Origin of the sequence: Cryobacterium sp. PH31-AA6, from assembly GCF_030063195.1 — a bacterium.
Taxonomy (GTDB): domain Bacteria; phylum Actinomycetota; class Actinomycetes; order Actinomycetales; family Microbacteriaceae; genus Cryobacterium.
The window spans coordinates 46,152-66,989 of the sequence record NZ_JASISS010000013.1; the positions used below are offsets into that span (position 1 = coordinate 46,152).

Below are 20,838 nucleotides of genomic sequence, written 5' to 3' on the forward strand. Positions count from 1 at the left end.
GACGCGAGGCGAGCGTTTAGAAGCAGAAGGGGAGCTAATGTGTTGAAGTGGATCCGGCGAGCGATGGCTCCCACGACTGATGCCGAACCCGTGCAGGCGAAGTCCGGGAACGTGCACCAGGCGATGCTCGGGGAGGGGGTTGTCTACTTTGCGCATACCGTTCCGACCTCGAAGCGCATTGATCTTGGTAAGGCCGCCAAGTACCTCCTTGATACTGAACTCGCCGTGAGCGCAGCGTGGCCGTCGGACGAGTCAGCGCGTATTCCTCCGTCCTTGGAAAGGATCGAACGAGACCTGGCTCACATTCAACGGCTCGAGACATGGACCGACAACGTGAACGGGCTGCGGTCCTTGGCGAAGGGTGTCTTCTTGCATCCGGTGATCGCGTTCCGAACGCTCCAACTGCTCAAGGGGAACCGCAATCAGATGCCGGAGGACGACGAGGCCCATCCATCTCTAGAAACCATACGTGTTGAGGTAGAGAAGATTCTCGTTGATGCGCAGAAGGTCACGCTCCTGGAGAAGGAGATAGATGCTGACCTCTTCTGGAGCGAAAGTGAAGACCTCGACGCTTACGTGCGGTTCTTCTTGCGGACGACCCAGCACACCATCCGGATTGGTGACAAAGACAGAACGATCACCCTTGAGCCCCGGTTGCTGCTGCATCGTGAAGGTGTGGCGCAGATCACCGTTGGAGTGCACCTCCCCGTTGGCTGCACGCCGGCAGAGGTGATCGATGCATCGTTCCCAGCGTCACCTTTGTTCTACTCCTCTCGGATTCCTGAGCCATACGCGTCGGCAGGTTCCAAATGGGCGGGAGGAGAGTGGTCAGAGCAGCCTGAGGGCGGAGTTAGGGTCCGAGTCTTTGAGCACGAGGAACCTGCATCGCTTTATGACTGGCTGGAGGTTCTTGTCGGTCGGATCATGCGGGGAGTCGGCGCATTTGTGGGCGGTCCCTCGTATACCTATCCGATGATCATGGTGCAGGCAGGAGCATGCTGCACCGACTGGGCGGACAACCATGCCAACGACATTGTGCATCTCGCGATCCGCTCGGTCCCGCGTGGTGATGACCAGATCACGTTGGGCCCCGGTCCTGACCTGAGTATTCACACCGGAATGCGGATCCATGCCACAGGTGGGTCTGTACTGCTGCTTCACTTGCGCACATGGCGTGCAGGAATCCTCGACCTTCATCACACTTTGCTCTATGAACGAATCGGGCTCGTCTACGTGCGGCTGCGAAGGTTGGAACAGCGGGTCTCGGAGTTCCAGACGGGCAAGCGCGACATAGCGCGCACATACCGCAGGGCGTTAGAGCTGGAGAAGGAGGTGCGTGGCGCGCATCATCGTTCAGGGACGGCGCGTGACATCTCTCGCCACGTCCTGACCGCGCTGGGTGCCTTCGAGATTCTCGAGGTTGTCCGCACCGGCTCGAGCATGCTCGGTGAGCGGGCGAGTACGCGTGCGAGTCTGCGAGCCGCGCGTGCGGCGAACAGGTTCGCGCTGATCGGACTAGTAGTCGCAGTTTTCGCAGCAATTCCGGCAATCCCGGCAATCCTGTCACTCATCGAGCAGCAACGCGTAGCCGATCCGGAAGCAGGCATCTGGTCGGTAATGCAGACCCTTGCAACGTCACCGCTTCTGCTGTCTGCCCTGATTCTTGGCGCGGCTGTCCTCTATGGCGTAGTGCTGTTCGGTGTGCTCGCATTCCGGGTGATCCGGTACCTTTTCGGGTTACGTAAACGGGGATACGTCTCCCGCGTTGAAGGGTATGAGATCGTCGTCGACGACCCCGCTGATGCGATCGGCAGCGCGCGCTGATCCCTTGCTCTCATCACAAAGGCAGATCGACGTGACCTGAAACGGGGTTCTATGCCCGTTACTTGTCGTCAAGTTCGAGCTGGGAGATCTAGAGCATCCAGCGTCGAAGCGTGGTGCTCGACGGCTTGCTCCAATCGTTCTCGAGAATCGAGCGTATGTAACTCTCGGTGGATGACGCGACGACGGCACTCAGCATGGCCTGAGCGGACGCTTCGTGCGACAGGGAGTTCAGCCAGCTGGCGACGCTGTCGCCTACGGGGAATTGATTGCAGGATTCCGCTGCCGCGAACAATGCACGCGCCAATGGCTCCGCAAGGTCGAGTCTCTGTTTGTGTACCAGGTGGCGGAGCACGTCTAGAAGCCAGAACAGCGGAGGGCGGAGTCCCTCGCGTTCGAGTCCGCCCGCGTCCTGCCCACCGGTGAGGAGATCGCACATACTCTCCGCGAACTGCTCCAGTCCGTCCGGGTCCGCATCGAACCAAGAGATGAAGGTCGATCGCTTGATGCGGTGAAGTTCGGGAAGAAAGAGAGCCCCGTTATCTCGATGCGCGAGAGCGAAATCATTGAGCGTTTCAACTTCGAAAGGGCCACTGAGAATCTGCTCGAGCTGAGTGCTCAACGGGCCTCTATCGCCGTCGAGCTCACGTTCCATTGCTTCGAGCATCTCGTCGACAGTCGGGTATCGCTGCGCTGGGGACTTGCGGGTAGCGCGCGTAACCACCGTCCGAAATCGTGTGGTCGGGAGCGGGACGTGCACGGGTGTCGGGAGTTCGCCGGTCATGATCCATCCCACGATGGCGCCGACGCTGTACACGTCCGTTCGTGGGGTCGCGGAGTGCGCGTCGGCATGTTGTTCGGGAGCAGCCCATCGCTCAGTACCGACGAGATTGCCTTTTCGAGTGAGATCTGCGGTCGTTGTGCCTGGAGCGTTACGAGCAATACCGAAGTCTGACACCACCCATCTGGCACCGCCTTCATCCTCAAGCCAGAGAATATTCTGTGGCTTGAGATCACGATGGACACGACCCTCCACATGGAAACTGTGGAGTCCGTCAGCCACTGCACGGACAACCGCGAGCGCGAGTTCCTCACGTTCATTCTGAGAGAGGTTCTTAATAGCTGGGGTGAGCTCGCCCGCTGCGATCGGCATCGTGTACCACTCGCCATCTGGGTCGACATCGAGCACTGACATCACATGCGGGCCAGCAGCCGATCGCATCGCTTCGACTTCTCGAGTGAAGCGGCGCTCGACGTTCCCCTCACCGCGGCGCATCTTGACCGCGTACTCGATTCCCGTGACAAGGTCACGCCCACGCCCAACAATCGCATGTTCGGTTGGTTTACCGAAGGCTTCGAGGATCTCGTACCGCTCGCTGGGACTGCTCATATGCACATTCTCCCGTGAGCGGTGTTGGGCTCGTCGTAATTCGCGCACTTCGATGGACGAAATCACCCGTGCCATCGCGGACGCCGTCCGATCTATGCCAGGTCGAAGGGTGCATCACTAAAAAGTACGGGGATCGCAGTGAATACCAGAGGGAGAAGATGATGCTGGTGCATCGCTGCGTGGGCCACCGGGCCGGGTCTACCCGCCCCAATGCAAGCTCGAATCACCCAAGCGATCGTTTCTGAGTGGGGGCGTGTGAACGGCGAACCAACACATCCGAGTGTTGGAATCGGATCTCCAAGTCTTGACTGGCAGGATGGTGGAAATGGAATAGTAGAGCGCTGCTGTGCGGGCGGGCCAAACACAGGAGTGCTGCATTGGACGTTACCAAGGACTACATCTACTCCCGTGTGCAGAGTATCTTCCAACGCGGTCTCGTAATCATCGTTGGTTCCGGTGCTTCGTGCGCGCTCGGCTTGCCCGGAATGACAGCGCTTGCAGCACACCTTCTGAAATGTGTCCCGGATCAGCTTTCGGGCCTATCGAAGGACTGCCGTGCGGAGTGGGACAGAATTGCCACTGAGCTTCGCTCAGGCGCAGGACTCGAATCGGCTCTAATATCGAGCGCTATCCCGGATCCGCTGGCCGAGGTAGTCGCTGAGCTGATCGCTGACTGCATCTTGGAATCCGAACAACGCGCCGTAGCATCAATTTTGAGTGAGCCTTCGGTGTCCGCGTTTGGCCTCCTCCTCGATCACCTGCTTCAGGCTGCAACCGTGGCAGACGTGATCACAACGAATTATGACCGACTCATCGAAGTGCACGCGGCGCGAGCAGAAGTCCGCGTTGACTCCATGTTCTATGGACATACGATTGGCAGACTTGACGCTGTGCAAAGCCGCGAGGAGCTCCTTGGTGCGCAGACCGTACCGGGGAAAGGTCGAAACATTCGTGTTGACCCGAAGCCACATATTCGTTTGTCGAAACCGCATGGCAGTCTGGACTGGTTCACCCACCAAGGGCAGCACTATCGCAGCGATATCCCTGTTCCGGGAACCCGTCGCATCGTAGCGCCAGGCGGCAATAAGTACAGGCTCGGCTATGAGATTCCATTCGACGCACACCGATCGCGCGCGAATGCTGCCATCGACAACGCCTCTGCCCTGCTCTTCATTGGATACGGGTTCAATGACGATCACCTTCAAACGCACATTTACGATCGACTGCCGCACGTGCCAACTGTCGTCTTAAGTCGACATCTCACGGACAAAGCCCGTGAGTACCTCGCCTTGAACCCGACCGCCATCGGGATCGAAGCGGCGGTCGATGATTCGCGCAGCACTGCGACACAAGGTGCTGATGAAATCGAACTCGATTTGCCAATTTGGGACTTGGACCATCTAGTGAAGGAAGTGCTTGCCAAATGACGATCAACTCGACATTAGAGTTCCCCCGTGACAAGGCCCTTGGTCGGGTATTCAGGGTGGACACTGCCAGCGTCTGGGCGGAAGCAATCGATCACGAGAGACTTACACGCATCGGTGTCGGAAGCCTCATCGCTTTCCAAGGATCAAACTCATCCGAGTACCTCGTTGGGATGCTCGACAGAGTGACCCGCGACCTCCAAGACGAAGCTATTCTCGAGGACGTGGATCTCGATGGTGAGGTTCCAGTTGAAGCGCGTCAGCGAGACTTGCTTCGAGTAGTTCTGCTTGGAACCTACCGAACCGTGGACGGAACCAAAACGAACACCTTCAAGCGCGGGGCTGACAGCTATCCGCTCGTGGAGTCGCTCTGCTGGGTCGTCGATGGTACGAACTTGCAGAAGCTGATGGGGTTACTCTCTCAACAGCTTGACCCCGAAAAGCAGCTTCTGCTTGGTCGCTTCGTTGCCGATCCATCTGCGAAGGCAGTCGCTGATGGCGACCGCCTGTTTCAGCGTCACGCTGCGCTTCTCGGAAGTACCGGATCTGGCAAGAGCTGGGCAGTCGCGCTCATCCTAGAGCGTGCAAAAGCGCTCGCACACCCTAACCTGATTGTCTTTGACATGCACGGCGAGTACACGCCACTAACCGAGGGTGACGAGCCGATTGCACGCAGCTTCCGCATCGCTGGACCTGGGGAAGATGATTCCGATGAGAACGCACTATACCTACCGTGGTGGCTGCTCAACCAGGAAGAGATGCAGGCGCTCCTTCTGGATCGATCGGAGACCAATGCTCCTAATCAGGCTGCGCGGCTTACTCACCATGTGCGGGAGCTGAAGCATGAACGATTAGTCGCTGAAGGTCAGGTGCAAGTAGCGAGCAGGTTCACAGTCGATAGCCCAGTTCCATTCAGCCTTGTCGAGCTCATTAGCAGGCTCGAAGCGGACGATAACGAGATGGTGACCGGGGCACGACCAGGCTCTGAGAAGGCAGGGCCGTTCAACGGGCGACTGACGCGGTTTGTCAATCGAATGAGCGCGCGAGTTGAAGACAGACGCTATGGCTTCATGTTCGCCCCGCCCGAGGATCAGGTCGGATATGACTGGCTTCATGGCCTCGCGAAGAAGCTCTTGGGGACGAAGCCTGGCATTAAGATCATCGATTTTAGTGAGGTCCCCAGCGACGTCCTGCCCATAGTGGTCGGTGTTCTTGCGCGTGTGCTCTATGAGATCCATTTCTGGACAGTCGAGGAAAAGCGCACTCCTATCACTCTCGTGTGTGATGAAGCTCATCTCTACTTGCCGGCGGGCGTTGCGGGTGCTGCCGAGCTCCGTGCACTTGACTCGTTTGAGCGCATTGCAAAGGAGGGACGGAAATACGGAATATCGCTGCTTGTGGTGAGCCAGCGGCCGTCGGACGTGAGCCGAACTGTTCTCTCGCAGTGCAACAACTTCATCGCGCTCAGGCTCACGAACGATCAGGACCAAGCAGTAGTGCGACGTCTCATGCCGGACAGTATGGAAGGAATAGCCGCAGCACTACCGCTACTTGATGTCGGTGAAGCAATACTTCTCGGAGATGCGATTGTTCTCCCGACTCGTATCCGGCTCGACGTACCTAAGGTTAAGCCGACAAGCGCCACAAGGAACTTCTGGACAGAGTGGAACGAGACAGCGGTCGAGGATGCCGATCTGGTTGCCGCGGTAGAAGCGATGAGAATGCAGTCGCGCCGTTAGAAGGTGACCGCGGCGAAGGGGCATTCTGGGGGACCAAAAGGGGACCAGAATCATGCAAGCCATGCAATGCATGACGTGATTTGAACCGTTCTGCGCACCTCTACGCCCCGGAAAATCAACGATCTGGGCGACTAGGGCTACCTGGGGGTCAAGGGGTCGCAGGTTCAAATCCTGTCAGCCCGACCAAAGGGCCGTTCGCGAAACTGTTCACGAAACGGTCCGGTCGAAACAAAAAAGAAATCGCTCCTGAGGATTCTCAGGAGCGATTTCTGGTTTCGGATGTTGTTGGGTGTGTTCGCGGGAACGATTTTCGAGGTGCCGCCGCGATTTGGTCGGTTCCGCACCCGCCATCGAGCACGAGGGGTCCACATCACCCTGGCTATCCGCCCAGATGGAGTATGAAGGCTTCGGTTTGACGTACCGCCGCGCTCGCGAAGTATTTGGGAAATTTGCGTGCACGTGGCCTTTCAAGGTCGACCCGCGCCGTCCCGCTGGGCGTTCGTGTCTGTCCGTTCTGTCCCAAGCGGCGGACGGACAGGGGGAGGGTCCCTTGCCTCGGGGAACAGAGCGCAGCTGACCACACGATGAGCTGGAACGCAGATTTCGAGCGCTCGCGGATAGTCCTCACTTCTTAGCTCGCCTTGCTCTGATGTGTGGGCTCAATGAACTCTTCTTGCCGACGACGCGGCCTAGATCCACGCACTCATCGGCGGTCTCGCAACACCGTATCGGGCCGGGTTGGCAGCGATGGCCCAGCGAGAAGGCCATCCAAGCTGTCACGGACAGCCACCGCGCCGAGCTGCTCGCTGGCCAAGTTGCTCGGTGGCGCGAAGCCGCCGCCATCCGCGAGTACGCCGGCGAGCCTGAGCGGAGAGCACGGATTCGCCTGTTGCCCCGGCTGGGCCGACATCTTCCGCGCACCCCGGCGGGTGAGCTGACGGATTGGATTCTCGGTTGCAACGGAACCTGCGCTGCGACGGGCTGGCCAAGGCTGAGCTAGGGATCTCATAGTTTCTTTCGTTCCGGCGGCATGACCGCGCCGCCTGCGTTTGTTGTCTCGAGGCGCGAGCGGGTCGGTATGGTTGCCGTCGGTGTGGTGCGCGGCCAAGTCCAGGCGGAGCGCAGGATGAAGGCCAGGAGCAGCACTTCGATTCCGATGGAGATGCCGTAGAAGCCGGCCCACTCCCATGTCTCCCCGACCGCGTTGAACAACGAGTAGGGGATGAGGAGCGATGCGACGACGAGGTTTGTCGCGCGGTTCACCGGGGCGGGCAGCGTGGCGGAGAGCACCACCATCAAGGCCGGGATCGACACGGACACGAGGAAAATGGTCAACAATGCCGCGCTGATGTCGAACTCGAAGACGACGCCAGCGAGGATGCCGTCGACGACGCCGGGCTTGTAGAAGTTCAAGACGTCGACGTAGACATAGAGGAACATGAAGGCGGTCCATGCGGCGGCGATCTTGGTCTGCACGGGGATCGGTGGGTTGTCGAGCAACCTTGGGGTGTTTGTTCGGTTGGTCATCGGTTCTTCTTTCTTGAGGGATGGTCCGTCCGCGGGAGTGGCGGAAGGTCTGGGAATGCATTCATACGGGTTGGTCGTTTCTTGTTGGGCCGGTCACTGGCGGGTGCGGGTCCTTGAGACGTCGGTGACGCGCAGCACGACGTTGCCGCGCTTGCGGCCGGTGTCGACGTAGCGGTGTGCCTCGACGATGTCGACGAGGTCGTAGGTGCGGTCAATCACGGGCTGGAAGCGGCCGGATTCCGCGAGGCTGACAAGGTGGGCGAGGTCGGCGGCACCGACCGTGCCGCCGTCCCAGGTGACGAGCTTTCCCGTTCTGCGGCTCTGCCCGCGGCTGCGCAGCATCTTCCACAGGTCGGCGATGACGAGCAGGAGCGCCCCGCCAGAGTTGATGGATGCCTCGACCCGTTCGAACCCGGCATTGCCCACGCAATCGACGATCACGTCGAATCGGGCGCCGTTCCCGGTGAAGTCCTCCCGCGTGTAATCGATGACGTGGTCGGCGCCGAGCGCGGTGACGAGCTCAGTGTTCCGTCCGCTGGTCACTGCGGTCACGTCGGCGCCGAGCTGTTTCGTGAGCTGGATGGCCGCCGTTCCGACGGCTCCGGATGCGCCGTTGACGAGCACGGTCGTCCCCGGCCGGATCGCCACTTTCGACAGGAAACCCTGGGCCGTGATGCCGCCGAACACGAGGGTGACAGCCTCCTCGAGGGTCAGGTTGGCGGGAGCCCGGGCGATGGTACCGCCCGCGGGCACTGACACGTACTCGGCATGGCCGCCGAATGCACTGCCCATCATCGCGATCACCCGATCGCCGGGCGTGAAGCTGGTGACGCCGGCGCCGACGGCCTCGATGACGCCCGCGGCATCCATGCCCAGCACGGGGCGGCTCGGGCGCACCAAACCGATGTGGACTGCCGCGAGCATCCCGAGGCCTGCGGGGATGTCTCGGGCACGAGACCGGTGGTCGGCGACGCTCACAGTGCTCGCGTGCACTCGGATGAGCACCTCGCCGGGCTTCGGCGACGGAACGGGACGCTGCTCAAGGCCCACGAGCTCGGGTGCGCCGAAGCGCCGATACACGGCCGCAGTCATGGTGCTCTTCGTGCTCTTCGTTGTCATGACTCGATGCTCGCCCCCCGCGTCGCCCGGCAGCATCGGGAGAATGGCCTGAAACATCTCAGCCGAAAGTATGGTTCTGCACTCGTGCTCAGTGCCGATGCGGGCGTCCTGGCAACCCAGGAGCATCGAGAGATGACTTCGACTCACGCTCCGACCGTGAAACCCGCCCATACCACTCTCAAAGGGCGCCCCCGCAGTGGCTGGCTCGCCATCACCGGGCTCTTGCTGCTCAGCGCCCTCCCGGTGCTGGGAGGCGCGCTTCGACTGAGTGAACTGACCGGAGAGAATCCGACGATCGCTTCGCCGGTCCCGCTGATCGGCCACGTCGTCGGGATGAGTGTGTTTTGCCTGGTGGGCGCGTTTCAGTTCTCGCCTGCGCTGCGCATGCGGCGCATGTGGCACCGCACGGCGGGTCGGGGACTCATCCCGGCCGGCTTCATCGCAGCACTCTCCAGCTTGTGGTTGGCTGTCTTCTTCGGCGGCCCCTCCGATGAGTTCGCTCTTGCGATGGTCCGCCTCGTTTTTGGAGCCTGGATGACAGGATTTCTCGTGATGGGGGTGATCGCGATACGGCGTCGCGACTTCGCTTCCCACGGGGCGTGGCTCACGCGCGCCTATGCGATCGCCGTTTCCGGCGGAACCCAAGCGCTCGTCTTCGCCCTCTGGTCCATAATTATTGGCGAGGTCGATACCCTTGGTGAGACCCTGCTGGTTGCCGCGGCCTTTGTGATCAATAGTGTTGCGGCCGAGTTGATCATCGTGAGGCGAGCCAATGCATCCCGTGCGCGCGTATGAGGTCGTGACCGGCCTCGTTCGCTCGGCGTGGGAGGCGCCGGCGGCGGCGCCTGCACCGTCGCGCCGCGTGTGGCGCGACTGGGTGCTCCTGGTGGTCGTCGCGACGCTCGCAGTCGTCGAGGGCATCGTGAGAACCGACCTCACCCAGCCCGTCGTTTCGGTGCTCGGCGTGGTGGCGATCGCCCCGACAGTGCTGTGGCGCCGGACAAGACCACTGTTCATGCTCGTGCTAGCCGTCGTGCTGACCACACCGCTGGAACTCGTTCTGCCCGATCCCGTGCTCAACACGAGCGTGTTCGTCGCCGTGCTCGTCTACGCCCTCTTCCGCTGGGGTTCCGGTCGCGACCTCGTGCTCGGCTCCGGGATCCTCCTCGGCAGCCTCGGGCTGACGTTTCAGCGCGACGGCAGGCTCGACGACGTGATCGGAGGGTTCGCCCTGCTGCTCTCAGTCGCGGTGCTCGGGGCCGTGTTCCGTGCGCGGGCGGGCTCCCAGCAGCGCAACCTCGACCGCATCCGGATGCTGGAGCGCGAACACCTGGCCCGTGACCTTCACGACACGGTCGCCCACCACGTCTCGGCGATCGCAATCCGCGCCCAGGCGGGCATCGCGATGGCGGTACGGGACCCGGATGCCGCGACCGATGCCCTCGGCGTGATCGAGGCGGAGGCCGCCAAGACCCTGAGCGAGCTGCGCTCGATGGTGCGCGTCCTGCGCCAGCACGAGACTGCCGAGCTGGCGCCCAGCCCGGGGTTGAGCGACATCGACCAGCTCGCGGGAACGCGGCCGGGCGGCGTGCAGGTCTCGGTACGAGTCGCCGGCGACGACGGCAGCATCCCGCCGCCGGTTGCCGCGGCGGTCTTTCGCCTCGCCCAGGAGTCGGTGACCAACGCGCTGCGCCACGCGCGGCAGGTGACCCGCGTCGACGTGGTCGTCGGCGTGGACGAGGGCGGGGTGCGCGTGAACGTGACCAACGACGGCGATGTCGCTGCATCGCCGAATCCAGGCTTCGGCATCATCGGCATGATGGAACGTGCCGCTCTGCTCGGCGGCACCTGTCAGTCCGCGCCGGCGCCGGGCGGCGGGTGGGCTGTCACCGCGACGCTGCCTCGTGTTGGATGGGCAGCATGACAATCCGAGTGCTCATCGCCGACGACCAGGAGCTCGTGCGCACCGGGCTCAGCATGATCCTTTCCGCACAGCCGGATATCGAGGTCGTCGGTCAGGCCCATGACGGGACCGAGGCGGTCGCCCTCGCACGCAGCCTCCGACCGGATGTCTGCCTTTTCGACATCCGGATGCCCGGCCTCGATGGCATCGAGGCGACCCGCGCGATCGCCGGCCCGGGCGTCACGGACCCGATGGCCGTCGTCATCATCACGACGTTCGACCTCGACGAGTACGTGTTCGCGGCGCTGCGGGCGGGCGCGAAAGGCTTTCTGCTCAAGGACGCGGGGTCGGAGCTGCTCGCCCAGGCCATCCGTGCCGCTGCCAGCGGGGATGCCCTCATCGCGCCGAATGTCACAGTGCGCCTGCTCCAGGCCTTCGCCGGGTCGGAACCCGCGGCATCCCGGGTGCAGCCGGTCGAGCCGCTCACCGAGCGTGAGGAGCAGGTGCTCACCAAGGTCGCGGGCGGCTTGAGCAACAGTGAGATCGCGGGCGAGCTCTACATCACGTTGAGCACGGTCAAGACCCACGTCGCGAGCCTGATGACCAAGCTCGGCGCCCGCAATCGCGTGGAGATCGCGATCTGGGCGCACGAGACCCGGCGTACGCATTAGCCGTCTCGGCGGGGCGGGGCACCGAGCTCAGTGACTAGGTCCGGCTCAGCGCTTCCTCATCGGCCGTATCGTTCTTCTGCACGGCGAACTGGGTCCGGTGCAATTCCTCGTACCGCCCACCCACAGCCAGCAGTTCCTCGTGCGTACCGCGCTCCACGATCGAGCCGTCCTCAACCACGAGGATCAGGTCCGCGCTGCGGATGGTGGAGAGGCGGTGTGCGATCACCATCGCCGTCCGTCCCTCGAGCGCCTCGCTGAGCGCCGCCTGCACGGCGGCCTCAGACGTCGAGTCCAGCGCAGCCGTCGCCTCGTCGAGGATGACGACGCGCGGCTGGGCGAGCAGGAGCCTCGCGATGGTCATCCGCTGGCGCTCACCCCCGGACAGCCGGTAGCCACCCTCTCCCACCATGGTGTCCAGCTGGTCCGGCAGGGACCGGATGAGCGGCTCGAGCCGCGCACGGCGGACGGCGTCCCACACCTCGTCATCGGACGCCTCCGGCCTCGCGAGGCGCAGATTGGAGAGGATGGTCTCGTGGAACAGGTGGCCGTCCTGCGTCACCATGCCCAGGCTGTGCCGCATGGAGACGAAAGTGACGTCGCGGACATCCGTCCCCGCGAGGCGCACGGCGCCGCTGTCGACGTCATACAGGCGCGAGAGGAGCTGCGCAATTGTGGACTTGCCGGCACCGGACGTACCAACGAGGGCAACGGTCTGCCCCGGCTCGATCCTGAAGGACACGCCGTGCAGCACCTCCTCGCCGCCGCGGGTGTCCAGCGTGGCAACCTCCTCGAGAGAGGCGAGGGACACCTTGTCTGCGGACGGGTAGGCGAAGCGGACGTTGTCGAACTCGACGGCCACTGGGCCTTCGGGGACGGCGACGGCGTCGGGCTTCTCCTTGATGAGCGGGTCGAGGTCGAGCACCTCGAAGACGCGCTCGAAGCTGACCACCGCGCTCATGATCTCCACCCGTGCGTTTGCGAGGCTGGTGAGCGGCGCGTAGAGGCGGGTGAGGAGGAGCGCCAGGGTGACCACGTCACCGGTGTTCAGCTGGCCGGCGAGTGCGAGGGAGCCGCCGAGCCCATACACGAGCGCGAGGGCGAGAGCGGAGACGAGCATCAGTGCGGTGAAGAAGACGAACTGCAGCATCGCGGTTCGGACCCCGATGTCGCGGACTCGGGCGGCGCGGACGCGGAACTCCTCGGCCTCCTCGTCGGGCCGGCCGAACAGCTTGACGAGGGTGGCGCCGGGGGCCGAGAAGCGCTCGGTCATCTGCGTGCTCATGGCGGAATTGTGATCGGCGGCCTCGCGGCGCAGCGCGGCGAGGCGGCTGCCCATGCGGCGCGCGGGGACCAGGAAGATGGGGAGCATGATCATGGCGAGAACCGTCACGAGCCAGGACGTGTTGAGCATGACGATCAGGGTGAGGGTCAGCGCCACGAGGTTCGTGACCACGCCGGACAGCGTGCCGCTGAAGGCCTGCTGGGCGCCGATCACATCGTTGTTGAGGCGGCTCACGAGGGCGCCCGTCCGCGTGCGGGTGAAGAACGCGATCGGCATCTTCTGCACGTGGTTGAAGACGGAGGTGCGGAGGTCCAGGATCACGCCTTCGCCGATCCGCGCCGAGTACCAGCGCGTCACGAGTGACACGGCGGCGTCGGCCACGGCCACGAGGGCGATGACGACGGCGATCCACACGATCGTGGTGACCTCGCCCTGGGCGACGATGACGTCGACCACCTGGCCGGCGAGTACCGGCGTCGCGACCGCGAGGAAAGCTCCCACGATGGAGAGGGCGATGAAGATCAGCAGCTTGGACCGGTAGGGCACCGCGAACGTCATGATCCGCCGCACGGACTCACGGGAGAAGCCGTGCTTGCCGTCCCTGGCGGTAGAGATCTTGTACAGCGAGCTCCAGGCCGCGCCTTCCATGCTCATTGAGGTTCCTTCCGTGGGCAAACAACAAGTTTAGATGGCGACTTGCCCGAGCTTTGCGACGCGGCTGCCGAGGTGACGCGCGGAGCGCCGGTCAGGACCGCGTCGGGTCCGCAGTCATTCCACGACTGTGCTCCGGCTCCGAGGTAGAAGCCAACCCTCAGGCGCGGGTTGCATCGAGTGCGCGCTAGAATATGATGTAAAAGTCATATTAAAAATAAGGAGGAGGCGATTGTGGCAGCTTCATCTACTCTCGTCCGCGCCGCTCGCCGGAGCAAAGGCCTCACTCAGACAAGACTCGCCGAGCTAACCGGCATTGACCAGGCCAGCGTCTCCCATCATGAGCGTGGACGGGATGCTGCCTACAGTACGGTCGATCGGCTGCTCGCCGGCGCCGGACACCGCCTGTATGCCGCTCCCACGCGTCGTGATGACGCTGCCAGCTCCGCAGAGGCGATCAGAGTGCATCTTCGAGCGAAGGACACAGACCGCGCGCTCCGGGCTTTGCTTCAGTTGAACGATAATCTCATCGCCGAACACGGACTCGTTCGAGGAATCCTTGGGCTGACGGAGCCGGAACCCACCGGCGATCATATGTGGGATGCCGCCATCGCGGCTCTCGTGGCATGGCGGCTCAATCAAGAGAACATCCCGCTGCCTGAATGGGTCAACAATCCCGATCGCGCACTGACCGAACCTGTCGTGTTCCGGGTCGACCCGGCCGACCCCGCGCCCGAACGTGATGACGTGCCGAACGAGTTCGCCGAACGCGGCGTTCTTGCATGGGCAGATACCTTCGCGAGCGTCTGATGTCCGGCACCGCGCTGGACCGCAACGCCATCATCATCGGCCTCCGTGATCTCGTCGCCGAGCTTCGCAATTCGGGTGAGGTGGCCGGCATTCGGCTCGTGGGCGGTGCGGCGCTCGCCCTGTGCTACTTCGATCGGGGGACCACGCAGGACCTGGATGTCCTTCACGTCCGCCCCGGCTCGGACGATGCCGTCGCTGCCGCCGCCGAACGAGTCGCACTGAAACATGGGTGGGACGCGAAGTGGCTGAACTTCGAGGTCACGAAGGCCGACGCCGTCCCGACCCTCGGCCGCGTCGTCGAGTGGGAGACAATTTACGATGAGGACGGCATCGTTATTCAAGTGGCATCCAAACAGGGGATGCTTGCAATGAAGCTTCGCGCGAACCGCCCCGGACGCGACACGCGCGACATCCGGCTTCTGCTCGCTCTCTGTCAGGTGCACACACTCGAGGACGCGGAGGAACTCTATGAAGAGTTTTACCCCGGTGATGCCCTAGTTCCACGTGCGGAAAAGATCGTGAACGCCATCCTCAACGGCGAACCAACGCCGGCACCGCCGTCGCCCGGCCCGATAAACATCTGAGTCGTCTTGCCGTGCCGCCCGTGAGGCCAGCGAAAAACTCACACCCGCGTGGGAGCGGAGTACGTCGAACGTCCGCACGGGTGAATGCTGGCCTTTTCAGCAGTCAAGAACCTCCATCGAAACCGGGGTGTGATACTACTGTTGCCGTATGTTCACGAACGAGCCGCTGCCCAGCCACCCCGCTCCGGATAACCCGTCAGGGAAGCTGATTCTCTTGCGTCACGGGGAGACGGAGTGGTCGAAGGATGGCAAGCACACTGGGCTCACGGATGTTCCGCTTACTGCCCGGGGAGAGGAACTTGCGCGCGGAGCGGGCAGGTTGGTAGCCGACTACGATTTCTCGCTCGTGCTGACGTCGCCGCTGCAGCGTGCGCGACGGACTGCTGAGCTCGCTGGCCTTCATGCTGAGGTCGATCCGTTTCTCGTTGAGTGGGACTACGGCGGGTACGAGGGGCGTACGACGCGGGACATCCGCAGCGAGCTCGGCTACAACTGGAGTGCATTCACCCATGGCGTGATTCGCGGTGAAACGCCCGGCGAGACGGTCGAGGAGGTCGCCGCCCGCGCGTCGCGGGTGCTCACGCGGGTGCTGCCTGCGATGGTCGAGGGAGATGTCGCTCTGATCGCGCATGGCCATTTCCTGCGCATTCTGACCGCCGTGTACCTGAGAATGGCCCCTCGATTCGGTGCTCAAATCACTCTGGATGCTGGATCAGTCTCCGTGCTGAGCTATTACCGAGAGCAGCCGGCCATCTTGTCGTGGAACTACGGAGCCGAACTGCCTTTGGTGCCCTCAGAGTCCTAAGTCGTTTGCTCATCACATTCATTTCGATTCGACCCAAACTGACAGAGTGTAATCGGAGGCCGTTAACCGCCCGGTTCCCTGCAAACACAGAGGAATCCGCGGGTTTTCGGAGACAGTTGCCGGACTGCATCAGCCCGAAGCTCCCGCCCACCGACAGGGGGGCGGGAGCTTCACCGTGACGCGCGACGGACGTCGCTCCGATCTAGGAGATGAGGCCGTACTCTGTGAGCATCTGGCTGATCTGGGTGTTGGCAATCCGCTTCATCACTTGCTGCTGGCCCGGGCCCGGGATCTCGAGCTCCTTGCCGTCGCGAAGACGGCTGGTGGCGGCCAGTAGCTTACGCACGTCGTAGGTGGAGTTGACGACTTCTGGCACGCCGCGGTCGATGCCGAGCAGCTGGTAGGCCGCCTCCATTCCGGTGCGCACCGAATACTCGACAGTGAAGATTGTGTCGCGGGTCCCGGCTTCGGCGAACTGGCCGAGGAACGCGAAATTGACCGCGTTGGCCGGGACCACAGCGGGTCGGTCGCCTGCTTGTCTGGGCATGAAGAACGCCGTGATGTAGGGCATCATCACGGGCACGCACGTAGCGGCTTCCGCGGCGAGCTCGTCGATCTCGGCCAGGGGGACGCCCATGTGGTACAGCCACTCCTGAGTGATCTCCTCACCGGTGCACTCCTGCATGGTCTTCTTAACGTAGTCGCCGGGCTTGTCGACGAACAGCGAGTACACCCAGACCACGATCTGGTCCGGGGGTTGCTGCTTGAAGTGCGGCTGGCGGTTGACGGTCCAGCTCAGCAGCCAGGAGGAGTCCGTGGCGGTCACGATGCCGCCGGTGACGACCCTCCCGCTGAACGGATCGCGTTTGGCGATCTTCTCGATGTACGCGGGGATGCGCCCGTCCAGCGTTGTGACCGTTGCCGACTCCCACTTGGTCTGCGGTATGTGCGAGCCGAAGACGTCCGGGTGCCCGAACGACGGGTCCTGTGCGGCTATGCGGCGCCAGAGGTCCCAGGCCGGAGCCGGGCCCTGGTCAAGTTTTGCCGGTGTGTGCTGGTCCCCGTTGTCGGAGTTTTCGGTCAGTGAGCCGATTGTGGTGAGAACGAGGTCATCATCGCCGAGATCGATGCCGCCGCTGACGCCGTCAGCGATCCAGTGGATGGCCGTGGCCGTTTTGCTGTCGACCGTGATCGCGAAGTCTATGTCGGTGACTTCTGTGCCGAACTTGAATGTCACGCCCTGGTCGAGCAACCAGCGGTACAAGGGCAGCACCAGGGACTCGTACTGGTTGTATTTCGTGAACTTCAGGGCCGTGAAGTCGGGCAGGCCGCCGATGAGGTGGATGAATCGGTGCAGGTACAGCTTCATCTCGAGGGCGGAGTGCCACTCCTCGAAGGCGAACATGGTTCGCCAATACATCCAGAATGTCGTGGTGAGGAACTCCTCGCTGAAGACCTCGTTGATCCGCTTACCCTCCATCGACTCACGGGTGGCCAAGAAGACCTCGGTGAGTTCCTTTTGGGAACTTTCGGATAGATCGAAGCGGCCGCCGGTGCCGGCGTCCTGGCCCTGCTCGATCGTGGCGCGCTGTAGGGAGTAGTTCGGGTCGTCTTTGTTCAACCGGTAGAACTCGTCGAGCACGGACACGCCCTCGGTCTCGATCGAGGGGATCGAGCGGTAGAGATCCCACAGGCACTCGAAGTGTTCTTCCATCTCCCGGCCGCCGCGGATGACGAAGCCCTTCTTCGGCTCTCGGATTCCGTCCAGGGCCCCGCCGGGGAGCGGGAGCCGCTCGAGGATGGTGATCTTTGACCCGTCCATCTGGCCGTCGCGAATCATGAAGGCCGCGGAGGCCATTGACGCCACGCCGGCTCCGATGAACCAGGCGGTCTTGCGGTCGACGCCCTCGGGTTTGCGCGGGTGAACGAACGCTTCGTAATTGCTGCTGGAGTAGTACACGATCCGGCTTCTCTCTCTCTGTGATTCTTGGATTACTGCTGTACGGTCCCGAGGAAGCCGCGCACGATCTGCGCGACCTGTCCCCGAAGTTCGTCGCTGGGATCCGCCGTGGGCTGCGCGCCCGTGGACGGCGCGGCCAGTATGAGTGAGAGCGCGGCGAAGATGGTGCGGGCAGCCCACCGCGCCTCTTGCGCAAGGACGTCGTCATCGACGCCGCAGGAAGGAGTGCTCTCAATCAGCCGCGCCGCAATCGCTCGCTCGAGACGGGCGACCAGTTCCAGTCCTTCGGCCCGATACACCTCTGCGGCAGCGCCGAAAAGCAGCTCCCGCTGGTAGGCGACCATTGTGAAGGGGTTTTGAAGGGAAATCAGGAGGATGGGCTGGACCAGTGCGACGAGCGCCTCGACCGCGTCGAGGACGCCTGCTGATGCCCGATCGCCGTCATCGATGGCCGCCTGCATTTCTTGGTTGTAGACCATGAGCAGGAGCTCGTTCTTGGATGACGCGTACCGGAACACCGTGCCGGCAGCGACGTCGGCGCGGTCGGCGATCTCCTGCGTACTCACGCCGTCGAAACCGTGTTCAGCGAACAGGGTCGCTGCCGCCGCGAAGATACGGCGACGCTTGTCGTCCATGTTGCGCTCGCGCCGACCCCCAGCGGAGTGGGTCGTCCCGCGCAAGCGATTGATGTGATCTGGCATGCCGCCTCCAATGAGTGGACTCATTAATGTATACGCTCATTTTTTTGAGAGTGCAACGACGCAGGCTCGACGCGGCGACGAACTCGGGTATCGACACGACGGCCCTGCTTCCGCTCGCGGTACTCCTCGGCGTTGTGATCGGTGTGTGGGCACTCCTTCTGCTTGTGTACTTCCCGCTGTGGGTTGTGATCGGGGTCCCGGGACTCATCCTGGTACTTGTGCTTGGCCGGGTCTGGATCGTTCGGTCGCGACGCCCGACTGGGCAGAGAGCCAGGGGGAGGAGCACGGCCGCCCCGGCGCCTGCTCGCTGACCGGCGACGAGGGCCGCTCGAAGTTCGAGGGGATCGGCGCCGACGAACGCCGAGGTCTGTTCTACGTGAGCGAAGTAACGGGCGGGCGGTCGGGCGACGGAATCCCCCTTCGTCACCGCGCAACTCTCAAGCACTGGCCGTCCGGAACGAATTCGCGCGCGTCATAACTAAAGGTAGAAATTGTTGCATTAAGTTATAGAGTTGGGGCATGGCACCTCACTTGACAGCGGACGCTGGCATCGACCTGCTCGCGTCATCCGGCCTGAATGTGGCCATCGACAGTGCGAGCGACCTCGTCGTCGACGGCGTCCCCGTCGAGTTGAAGGTGTACGCCCGCAACCCTTCACCGTCCGACGTGATGAGGATTCTCGATCAGGCTCGCCAGCGCGGGGTGCGGAATGAGAGCACGAACAGACGACTGCTGATCGTGATGCCGAGCGTTCCGACGTCGATTCGCACGCTCGCCGAGGCCACGCCAGACCTCGCCGTCGCCGGCGTCAACGACAGCATTCTGATCTGGGGCAGGAAGACGCAGTTCCTCGGCCTCGTCGACGACATCGAGGACGTGGGCCGGCCGAGGGGTCGACCATCGTGGGGTCGCCATGCGCTGATGCGTGTGCTTCTGTTTTCCGATGAGCCGCGCACGCAGGTGGCACTTGCGGCGCAGATAGGCACCTCACAGGCGGCGGTCTCCAAGGCGCTCAAAGACTGGATGGGCACCGTCGAGAAGGCCAACGGCCGTTGGCGCGCCGTCGAGCCGGAGAGGCTCTGGGACCGCTTCCTGGACACCTACCCGGGCCCCGGTGGCATCACAGAGTCCTGGTACAGCCTTGACCCGATCATCAAGCAGGCCGAGGACGCCCAGGCCACCAGTCCGGACGTGTTGCTCTCAGGGGACGCGGCCGCCGACACGATCGCGCCGTGGCGGGTGCCCAGGAAGGCCCTCGTCTACGCGAAGAAGGGGCTGCCGCTGGCCCGCGCCAAGTTCGCCGAGGCGGCGCGAGATGAAGCCAGCCTCGAAGTCGTCATCCCCGCCGATCCGACCATCTGGGCGACTGCCGCAGCTTGGTCAGCGCATCCAAGTACGGTGGATCCGGTGCTCGCGGCGTGGGACGTCCGTCGAACCGGTGGCCCGGACGCGGGCGAAGCGATCGATCGCCTGGCCAGGCGAGTGCTCCAGAGGGCCCTGAGATGACGACGACCCAGGTGGTTGCAGAGACCGTGTCGACCTCTGACGCTGACGACGCTGCATTCCAGGCGCTCGAGGATGTGGCCGCGATCGCCGTTGATCTCGACGACATCCTCGTCATCGGCGGGCAGATGGCATCCCTCCTATTGACAGCGTTCCCGGCGACCGGGTCACTCGCCCGGCGCACCGGTGACGCGGATGCCGCGATGACGACCGCCATCGCGGCATCCGGGACCGTGCATGACAGGCTCATCGCGGCGGGGTACGAGGCGGTGAGCGGCAACCACTACGAGCGAGGAGCAGCTGGAGAGGTCGCTGTGGACCTGCTCGTGCCAGCCGACGGCAGCACCTTCGGGCGTGCTGAGCACGGCGGCCGCGCGTTCGACGCCGTCCCGGGCCTTCGGCTCGCGCTCAGCGGTCACCGGATACTCGTCGACGTCCGCGTGACCTTCCGCGACGGATCGACACGGCAATTCACCGTTCCTGTTCCGAGTGTCGAGACTGCGATCATCCTGAAGGCGTACGCGACACGCTCACGCCTGGAAGCGAAAGACATCACCGACCTCTACAACCTCTTCCTCATCGTCAACCAGCACGACGCGAACACCATCGCCGGATGGAAACTCAGCGAAGCGACCATGTCCGATTCTCGCTCTGACGCCGCTCGCATCCTCCACGAGCTCACCGAGACCATCAAGAGAAGCGCCCTGATCCGCGACGCGGGCGTGCCCGGCACACTTTTCGTTGCGCTTATCCGTCGGCACGTGACGGATCCTCGTTGAAGGAAAGTGGACGCTTGGCCTACGAGCATTTCCCCACCATTTTCCCATCGAAATCAATCATGAAAGTCCAGACACGGCCGCGTGGAATCGAAAGCAGCGAACCGCCCGGTTCCCTGTAAACACAAGGGAATCCACGAGTTTTGCGGGATATTCGGCGAAGACAAAGTTC

At 63.0% G+C, this 20,838-nt stretch carries 17 protein-coding genes; 11 read left to right on the plus strand and 6 right to left on the minus strand.

Annotated elements, in window-relative coordinates; all coding sequences use genetic code 11:
* Positions 1-39: 39 nt before the first annotated feature.
* Entirely contained in the window at positions 40-1,824 is a 1,785-nt protein-coding gene (locus QMG61_RS10545) for a hypothetical protein (RefSeq protein ID WP_283494287.1), read from the plus strand.
* An 88-nt stretch (positions 1,825-1,912) separates the two neighbouring features.
* Here the strand turns inward: QMG61_RS10545 and QMG61_RS10550 are convergent, their stop codons facing one another.
* Positions 1,913-3,211 (minus strand): serine/threonine-protein kinase, encoded by a 1,299-nt coding sequence (locus QMG61_RS10550; RefSeq protein ID WP_283494288.1) that lies wholly within the window; start codon positions 3,209-3,211, stop codon positions 1,913-1,915.
* Positions 3,212-3,588: 377 nt separating this feature from the next.
* Here QMG61_RS10550 and QMG61_RS10555 point away from each other — a divergent pair, with 377 nt between their 5' ends.
* Together QMG61_RS10555 and QMG61_RS10560 are read left to right on the plus strand one after the other, a co-directional pair.
* Positions 3,589-4,638 (plus strand): SIR2 family protein, encoded by a 1,050-nt coding sequence (locus QMG61_RS10555; RefSeq protein WP_283494289.1) that lies wholly within the window; start codon positions 3,589-3,591, stop codon positions 4,636-4,638.
* Positions 4,635-6,374 (plus strand): ATP-binding protein, encoded by a 1,740-nt coding sequence (locus tag QMG61_RS10560; RefSeq protein WP_283494290.1) that lies wholly within the window; start codon positions 4,635-4,637, stop codon positions 6,372-6,374. Before QMG61_RS10555 ends, QMG61_RS10560 begins: the two co-directional genes overlap by 4 nt.
* 1,005 nt (positions 6,375-7,379) lie before the next feature.
* Here the strand turns inward: QMG61_RS10560 and QMG61_RS10565 are convergent.
* Both QMG61_RS10565 and QMG61_RS10570 read right to left on the minus strand, forming a co-directional pair.
* Positions 7,380-7,901, minus strand: coding sequence for a DUF6326 family protein (locus QMG61_RS10565; protein WP_283494291.1), 522 nt, complete (start codon positions 7,899-7,901; stop codon positions 7,380-7,382).
* A gap of 93 nt (positions 7,902-7,994) precedes the next feature.
* Entirely contained in the window at positions 7,995-9,020 is a 1,026-nt protein-coding gene (locus QMG61_RS10570) for an NAD(P)-dependent alcohol dehydrogenase (RefSeq protein WP_283494292.1), read from the minus strand.
* 132 nt (positions 9,021-9,152) lie between these two features.
* Between QMG61_RS10570 and QMG61_RS10575 the strand changes: the two genes are divergently transcribed.
* Genes QMG61_RS10575 through QMG61_RS10585 form a run of 3 tightly spaced genes read left to right on the plus strand, consistent with a single transcriptional unit; the run spans position 9,153 to position 11,594 of the window.
* A complete protein-coding gene (locus QMG61_RS10575; RefSeq protein WP_283494293.1) occupies positions 9,153-9,815 on the plus strand; it encodes a DUF2306 domain-containing protein in 663 nt (220 codons plus the stop codon).
* Positions 9,793-10,944, plus strand: coding sequence for a sensor histidine kinase (locus QMG61_RS10580; protein ID WP_283494294.1), 1,152 nt, complete (start codon positions 9,793-9,795; stop codon positions 10,942-10,944). The genes QMG61_RS10575 and QMG61_RS10580 overlap by 23 nt, the downstream gene beginning before the upstream one ends.
* Positions 10,941-11,594 carry a response regulator gene (locus QMG61_RS10585; protein ID WP_283494295.1) on the plus strand — a complete coding sequence of 218 codons (654 nt, stop codon included), beginning with the start codon at positions 10,941-10,943 and terminating at the stop codon, positions 11,592-11,594. Before QMG61_RS10580 ends, QMG61_RS10585 begins: the two co-directional genes overlap by 4 nt.
* A gap of 34 nt (positions 11,595-11,628) precedes the next feature.
* Here the strand turns inward: QMG61_RS10585 and QMG61_RS10590 are convergent, their stop codons facing one another.
* Complete coding sequence (locus tag QMG61_RS10590; RefSeq protein ID WP_283494296.1) at positions 11,629-13,530, minus strand: ABC transporter ATP-binding protein; 1,902 nt, start codon at positions 13,528-13,530, stop codon at positions 11,629-11,631.
* A 231-nt stretch (positions 13,531-13,761) separates the two neighbouring features.
* On the opposite strand from QMG61_RS10590, the gene QMG61_RS10595 reads away from it, so the two are divergent.
* From QMG61_RS10595 to QMG61_RS10605, 3 genes are all read left to right on the plus strand, one after another.
* Positions 13,762-14,337 carry a helix-turn-helix domain-containing protein gene (locus QMG61_RS10595; protein WP_283494297.1) on the plus strand — a complete coding sequence of 192 codons (576 nt, stop codon included), beginning with the start codon at positions 13,762-13,764 and terminating at the stop codon, positions 14,335-14,337.
* On the plus strand, positions 14,337-14,921 hold the full coding sequence (locus QMG61_RS10600; protein WP_283494298.1) for a hypothetical protein: 585 nt from the start codon (positions 14,337-14,339) through the stop codon (positions 14,919-14,921). Before QMG61_RS10595 ends, QMG61_RS10600 begins: the two co-directional genes overlap by 1 nt.
* A gap of 148 nt (positions 14,922-15,069) precedes the next feature.
* Positions 15,070-15,726: a histidine phosphatase family protein gene (locus QMG61_RS10605; RefSeq protein WP_283494299.1), complete on the plus strand. Its 657-nt coding sequence runs from the start codon at positions 15,070-15,072 to the stop codon at positions 15,724-15,726.
* Positions 15,727-15,928: 202 nt separating this feature from the next.
* Here QMG61_RS10605 and QMG61_RS10610 read toward each other — a convergent pair whose 3' ends face one another.
* Positions 15,929-17,686 (minus strand): oleate hydratase, encoded by a 1,758-nt coding sequence (locus QMG61_RS10610; RefSeq protein WP_283494300.1) that lies wholly within the window; start codon positions 17,684-17,686, stop codon positions 15,929-15,931.
* A 32-nt stretch (positions 17,687-17,718) separates the two neighbouring features.
* Positions 17,719-18,387 carry a TetR/AcrR family transcriptional regulator gene (locus tag QMG61_RS10615; protein ID WP_283494301.1) on the minus strand — a complete coding sequence of 223 codons (669 nt, stop codon included), beginning with the start codon at positions 18,385-18,387 and terminating at the stop codon, positions 17,719-17,721.
* Between the two features lie 519 nt (positions 18,388-18,906).
* On the opposite strand from QMG61_RS10615, the gene QMG61_RS10620 reads away from it, so the two are divergent.
* Entirely contained in the window at positions 18,907-19,893 is a 987-nt protein-coding gene (locus QMG61_RS10620; RefSeq protein ID WP_283494302.1) for a hypothetical protein, read from the plus strand.
* Entirely contained in the window at positions 19,890-20,669 is a 780-nt protein-coding gene (locus tag QMG61_RS10625; protein ID WP_283494303.1) for a hypothetical protein, read from the plus strand. Before QMG61_RS10620 ends, QMG61_RS10625 begins: the two co-directional genes overlap by 4 nt.
* The last annotated feature ends 169 nt before the right edge of the window (positions 20,670-20,838 follow it).